This window comes from Collinsella sp. (assembly GCF_052346665.1).
GTDB lineage: Bacteria > Actinomycetota > Coriobacteriia > Coriobacteriales > Coriobacteriaceae > Collinsella.
This window is the reverse complement of record NZ_DAWDUX010000020.1, coordinates 23955-29319: the sequence shown is the minus strand read 5'-3', so window position 1 is coordinate 29319 and position 5365 is coordinate 23955. Positions and strand designations below refer to the sequence as shown.

At 64.3% G+C, this 5365-nt stretch carries 5 protein-coding genes; all 5 read left to right on the top strand.

Translation table 11 applies throughout. From position 1 onward, the window contains the following. On the top strand, positions 1-659 hold a 659-nt coding region (gene sufC / locus ACT8II_RS05175), incomplete at its 5' end, for a Fe-S cluster assembly ATPase SufC (RefSeq protein ID WP_443813205.1). A gap of 12 nt (positions 660-671) precedes the next feature. Further along, positions 672-2084 carry a Fe-S cluster assembly protein SufB gene (gene sufB, locus ACT8II_RS05170; protein ID WP_294158968.1) on the top strand — a complete coding sequence of 471 codons (1413 nt, stop codon included), beginning with the start codon at positions 672-674 and terminating at the stop codon, positions 2082-2084. Next, entirely contained in the window at positions 2084-3346 is a 1263-nt protein-coding gene (locus ACT8II_RS05165) for a SufB/SufD family protein (RefSeq protein ID WP_118653329.1), read from the top strand. The genes sufB and ACT8II_RS05165 overlap by 1 nt, the downstream gene beginning before the upstream one ends. Continuing rightward, positions 3343-4686: an aminotransferase class V-fold PLP-dependent enzyme gene (locus ACT8II_RS05160; RefSeq protein WP_443813203.1), complete on the top strand. Its 1344-nt coding sequence runs from the start codon at positions 3343-3345 to the stop codon at positions 4684-4686. Before ACT8II_RS05165 ends, ACT8II_RS05160 begins: the two co-directional genes overlap by 4 nt. After that, positions 4679-5101 carry a Fe-S cluster assembly sulfur transfer protein SufU gene (gene sufU / locus ACT8II_RS05155; RefSeq protein ID WP_118653325.1) on the top strand — a complete coding sequence of 141 codons (423 nt, stop codon included), beginning with the start codon at positions 4679-4681 and terminating at the stop codon, positions 5099-5101. The genes ACT8II_RS05160 and sufU overlap by 8 nt, the downstream gene beginning before the upstream one ends. Positions 5102-5365 lie beyond the last annotated feature (264 nt).

Below are 5365 nucleotides of genomic sequence, written 5' to 3'. Positions count from 1 at the left end.
GCGCGGGCAAGTCCACCATGGGCCACGTGATCATGGGCGACCCGGTCTACACCGTGAACGAGGGCACCATCACCTTCGACGGTCAAGACATCACCGACCTCTCCCCCGACAAGCGCTCCCGCGCAGGTCTGTTCCTCTCCTTCCAGGCACCCGTCGAGATCCCCGGCGTGCCACTCTCAAGCTTCCTGCGCGCGAGCATCGCCGGGCGCCCCGGCCTCGAGATGAAGGGCAAGGAGTTCCGGCGCCGCGTGAAGGAGCTCGCCGCCGAGCTCGACATGGACACCGCCTACCTCAACCGCGAGCTGGGCGTGGGCTTCTCCGGCGGTGAGAAGAAGAAGGTCGAGATGCTTCAGCTTCTACTCCTCCAGCCCAAACTCGCCATCCTCGACGAGACCGACTCCGGCCTCGACGTCGACGCCCTCGGCGTGGTGTCCCGCGGCATGGACGCGTACCGCCGCTCCACCGACGGCTCGCTTGTCATCATCACCCACAACACGCGCATCCTCGAGCACCTCGAGGTCGACCGCGTCCACGTCATGGTGAACGGCCGCATCGTGCGCGAGGACGACGCCTCGCTCATCCCGTGGATCGACGCCAACGGCTTCGACTCCTTTGAGCGCGAAGCAGCCGAGCAGCTCGCCGCGGGCGAGTCCCGCTAGGAGGCCGCAGTCATGGCTAAGAACCGAACCGAGGTCGCGGACATCGACCGCAGCCTCTATGACTTCTCATACGGTGAAGAGGGCTTTGAGCGCCTCGACGCCGGCCTCACGCCCGACATCGTCCGCGAGATCTCCGAGCGCAAGAACGAGCCCGCCTGGATGCTCGAGCGCCGCCTCAAATCCCTCGAGATCTACCACAACACGCCCAACCCCACCTGGGGCCCGGGCATCGACGGCCTCGACATGGACCACATCGTCACGTACGTGAAGCCCAACACCGACCAAAAGGCCGACTGGGACTCCGTACCCGACGACATCAAAAATACCTTCGAGCGCCTGGGCATCCCCGAGGCCGAGCGCAGCTATCTCGCCGGCGTGGGCGCCCAGTACGACTCCGAGCTCGTCTACCACAACATGCAGGACACCGCCTCCAAGATGGGCATCGTCTACTCGGGTATCGAGGAGGCACTCCACGAGCCCAAGTGGGAGGCGATCATCCGCGAGAAGTTCATGACGCTCATCCCGCCCACCGACCACAAGTTCGCGGCGCTGCACGGCGCCGTGTGGTCTGGCGGCTCGTTCGTCTACGTACCGAAGGGCGTCAAGCTCGACTTCCCGCTGCAGAGCTACTTCCGCCTGAACGCCGCGGGCGCGGGTCAGTTCGAGCACACGCTCATCATCGTCGAGGACGACGCCGACCTGCACTTCATCGAGGGTTGCTCGGCACCCAAGTACAACGTGGCGAACCTCCACGCGGGCGCCGTAGAGCTCTTCGTGGGCAAACGCGCGCACCTGCGCTATTCGACCATCGAGAACTGGTCGAAGAACATGTACAACCTCAACACCAAGCGCGCCCGCTGCGAGGAGGAGGGCGAGATCGAGTGGATCTCGGGCTCCTTTGGCAGCCACGTGGGCTACCTCTACCCCATGAGCGTGCTCGCGGGCCGCAAGAGCCGCTCGAGCTTCACCGGCATCACCTTCGCGGGCGCCGGCCAGAACCTCGACACCGGCTGCAAGGTCGTGCTCGGCGCGCCCGACACCACCGCCACGGTCGAGACCAAGTCCATCTCCAAGGGCGGAGGCATCTCCACGTTCCGCAGCTCCATCGTCGCCACCCCGGCCGCCGAGGGCTCTGCGGCGAGTGTGTCGTGCCAGTCGCTCATGCTCGACGACATCTCGCGCTCCGACACCATCCCCGCGATGGACATCCGCGCCAAGAACGTGGACATCGGCCATGAGGCGACGATTGGTCGCATCGGCGACGATAAGGTGTTCTACCTCATGAGCCGCGGCATGTCCGAGGAAGAGGCGCGCACCATGATCGTGAACGGCTTCGCCAATCCCGTTTCCAAGGAGCTCCCGCTCGAGTACGCAGTCGAGATGAACAACCTGATCAAGCTCGAGATGGAAGGGGCTATCGGATAATGAAGATGGACGGTATGACCATTCGCCATGCAAGTGCGATGCCTGCTCCAACTTGGAGCTGGCTCAAGATGAACGACGTCACCGTGAAGATCCCCGATGGCCTGGAACGCACATGCCAGGTCGAAATCGAGGCAGGCGACACCCTGGACAACACCACGAGTTTTGAAAGCGCCATCGCTCGCCTGCAGGAGCGCCTCGACGCCGAACGCAGCGACGCCCGTGCAGATTCCCGCGCCATCTGCGTTGCCGCCACGCGCAAGGACAAGGGCGCCGAGGACCTCGATGTCCCCGCCCTTTCCTCCTACGAGAAGCGCGCCGCCCTCTCCGAGATGGCCGGTGATGTCGCCGCCGACTTTGAGACTGGCATCGGCATCAACGCCCGCGCCTATCTGAACTTCCTCGCCGGCGGAACCGCGGTCCTCGCAGCCGAGGCTGGTGAGACCGAGCAGGCGAACATCCGTGTTACTGCTGAGAATGGCACTGCATCGGGTGCCAGCGTTGACATCATCGCCGAGGACGGTGCCACCTTCGCCGTGACCATCTCCCTCGATTCCACCGCCGAGCAGCCAACCTTCATGGGCTCCACTCTGCGTGTGTTCGCCGGACGCGGCGCCCGCGTCGACCTCACGGTCTATGTCACCGCCAGCGATGCCGTCACGCTCATGGAGGATTCCGGCTTCGTGCTCGACGAGGACGCGCGCGTGACCGTCCGTCATGTGGTCCTCGCAGGCGGCTTCACCGCCACAGGCCTCGCAGCCGACCTCCGGGGCGACCGCTCCCGCATCGACGTCGAGACGAGCTATCTCGCCGCTGGTACCGAACAGCGCGACTTCAACTACGTAATCCGCCATCGCGGTCGCAAGACGCTCTCCAACATGGACGCAAACGGCGTGCTCACCGGCTCGTCCAAGAAATGCCTACGTGGCACCATCGACCTCATCCACGGGGCAAAGGGAGCCGAGGGCGCCGAGCGCGAGACGGTCCTGTTGGCAAACCATGGCGTGGACAACAAGACCATTCCCACCATCTTATGCGATGAGGACGACGTCGCGGGCAACCACGGTGCCACCATCGGCCATGTGCGTCCCGAGCAGCTTTTCTACGCCGCATGTCGCGGCCTTTCCCAAGAGCAGACGGAGGCCCTGTTCCTCTCCGCCAAACTTGAGGACGCCGCTCTACGCGCGCCCAATGACGCGATTCGCGCCCATGTCGTCCGCCTGGGCAACCAGATCGTCCCGGATTTTGAGGAGGAGATCGCGTGATCGACACCGACAACGTGACCTGCGACACCTGCACCGCACCTTCCAGTTTCGTATTCGATGCCTCTGATGAGGTAAGTCGCGGATGGCCCCGCGTCGACATCGGGCTCAATCCGTATAAAAGCTCCTTCCCGCTCCTCGCCCAGCGAGAGGACATCGCCTTTTTGGACAGCGGCGCCACCGCGCAACGCCCTGCATGCGTTCTCGAAGCTCAAAGGAGCTTCTATGAAACGATGAACGCCAATCCCCTGCGCGGTCTGTACTCGCTCTCCGTTGAGGCGACCGAGGCCATCGCACGCGTACGCGCCCAGATCGCCGAGCTCTTGGGCGCGGTAGACGAGCGAGGTCGCGCCCGCGCCAACGAGGTGGTGTTCTGCCGCAACACGAGCGAGGCGCTGAACATTGTTGCCAAGGGCTTCGCGCCCCACGTGCTCAAGCCCGGTGACGAGGTCGCCATCACCATCATGGAGCACCACTCCAACCTGATTCCGTGGCAGCAGGCGTGCCGCGCCGCAGGTGCGAAGCTCATCTACCTCTACCCCACCAAAACCGGTCGGATCACCGACGAGGAGATCGCTGCCAAGATCGGGCCTGCGACCAAAATCGTCGCCGCCGCGCACGTCTCCAATGTCCTGGGCGTGGAAAATCCCATCGCCAAACTCGCCGCGGCCGCTCATGCAAACGGAGCCTACATGGTGGTCGACGCCGCCCAATCCATCCCGCACATGCGCGTCGACGTGAACGAGCTCGGCGCCGACTTCCTCGCCTTCTCCGCACATAAGGCACTTGGCCCCATGGGCGTGGGAGTGCTGTGGGGACGTGCGGAGCTGCTCGACCAAACCGACCCCGTCCTCACCGGCGGCGAGATGATCGACTCCGTCACCGAGCAGGGCGCCGTCTGGGCCCCCGTGCCCGAGAAGTTCGAGGCCGGCACACAGGACGCTGCTGGCATTTACGCCACCGGAGTGGCGCTGGACTACCTCGTGAACAAGGTCGGCTACGACGCCATTGCCGAGCGTGAGCACGCACTCGTCCATTACGCCATGAGTCGCATGGTCGAGCTTCCCTTCGTTGACATCATCGGGTCCATCTACTGGGACCAGCACCATGGGGCCGTTAGTTTCAACATCCGCGGCATCCATCCGCACGACGTCGCGAGCATCATGGACATGGACGGCGCGTGCATCCGCGCAGGGCACCACTGCGCCCAGCCGCTCCTCACCTGGCTCGGCGTGGAGAACCTCGCCTGCTGCCGCGCCAGCCTTGCCTTCTATAACGACAAGTACGACATCGACCGCTTCATCGACTCCCTCAACCACGTCTGGAGTGTCTTCAATGGGTAACATCTACCGTTCCGCATCCTTCATGGAACACAGCTCGCACCCCGATTACAAGTACGAGATGGACGCCCCCACGCACACGCATGACGGCATCAACCCCAGCTGCGGCGATGAGCTCACGCTTTCCCTACGCGTGGAGAACGGAGTCATTGAAGAGGCCGCCTTCACCGGGCACGGCTGCGCGATCTCGCAGGCGTCAGCGGATATCATGGCAGACCTCATCACGGGCGAGACGGTTGAGGAGGCCAAGCGCCTCTCCGGGCTTTTCTTGGCGATGATCCGCGGCGAGGAGCTCACCGAGGACGACTTTGACGACCTCGACGAGGCGGCCCAACTCAAGGACATCTCGCACATGCCCGCGCGCGTCAAGTGTGCCGAGCTCGCCTGGCGCACGCTCGACGGCATACTCAGCGCGTAACCTTCTTGTGTATCAGCTCATGCCCGGCGCGGCGCCGTGACAGACGGGTACACTGTGTACACGGTCGCGACGGCGCGGCCACGATGTACCCACGGAGGCACGGATGACGTCACAGACCGATCGCGAACAGGAGCGCTCAACGGCGTCCGTAACGCCCGGAGCAACCGAGCAGCAGCGTGAACGCCGCGCCCCCAAAATCGCAGTTGGAGACGTCTCCGCCGTCCAGGACCGCAAGGCCGACAGCACCTCCATGAAGCAGGTGCG

Coding starts and splice junctions, on each gene's coding strand:
- sufB (WP_294158968.1), top strand. CDS start 672: ATGGCTAAGAACCGAACCGAGGTCGCGGACATCGACCGCAGCCTCTAT.
- sufU (WP_118653325.1), top strand. CDS start 4,679: ATGGGTAACATCTACCGTTCCGCATCCTTCATGGAACACAGCTCGCAC.
- ACT8II_RS05165 (WP_118653329.1), top strand. CDS start 2,084: ATGAAGATGGACGGTATGACCATTCGCCATGCAAGTGCGATGCCTGCT.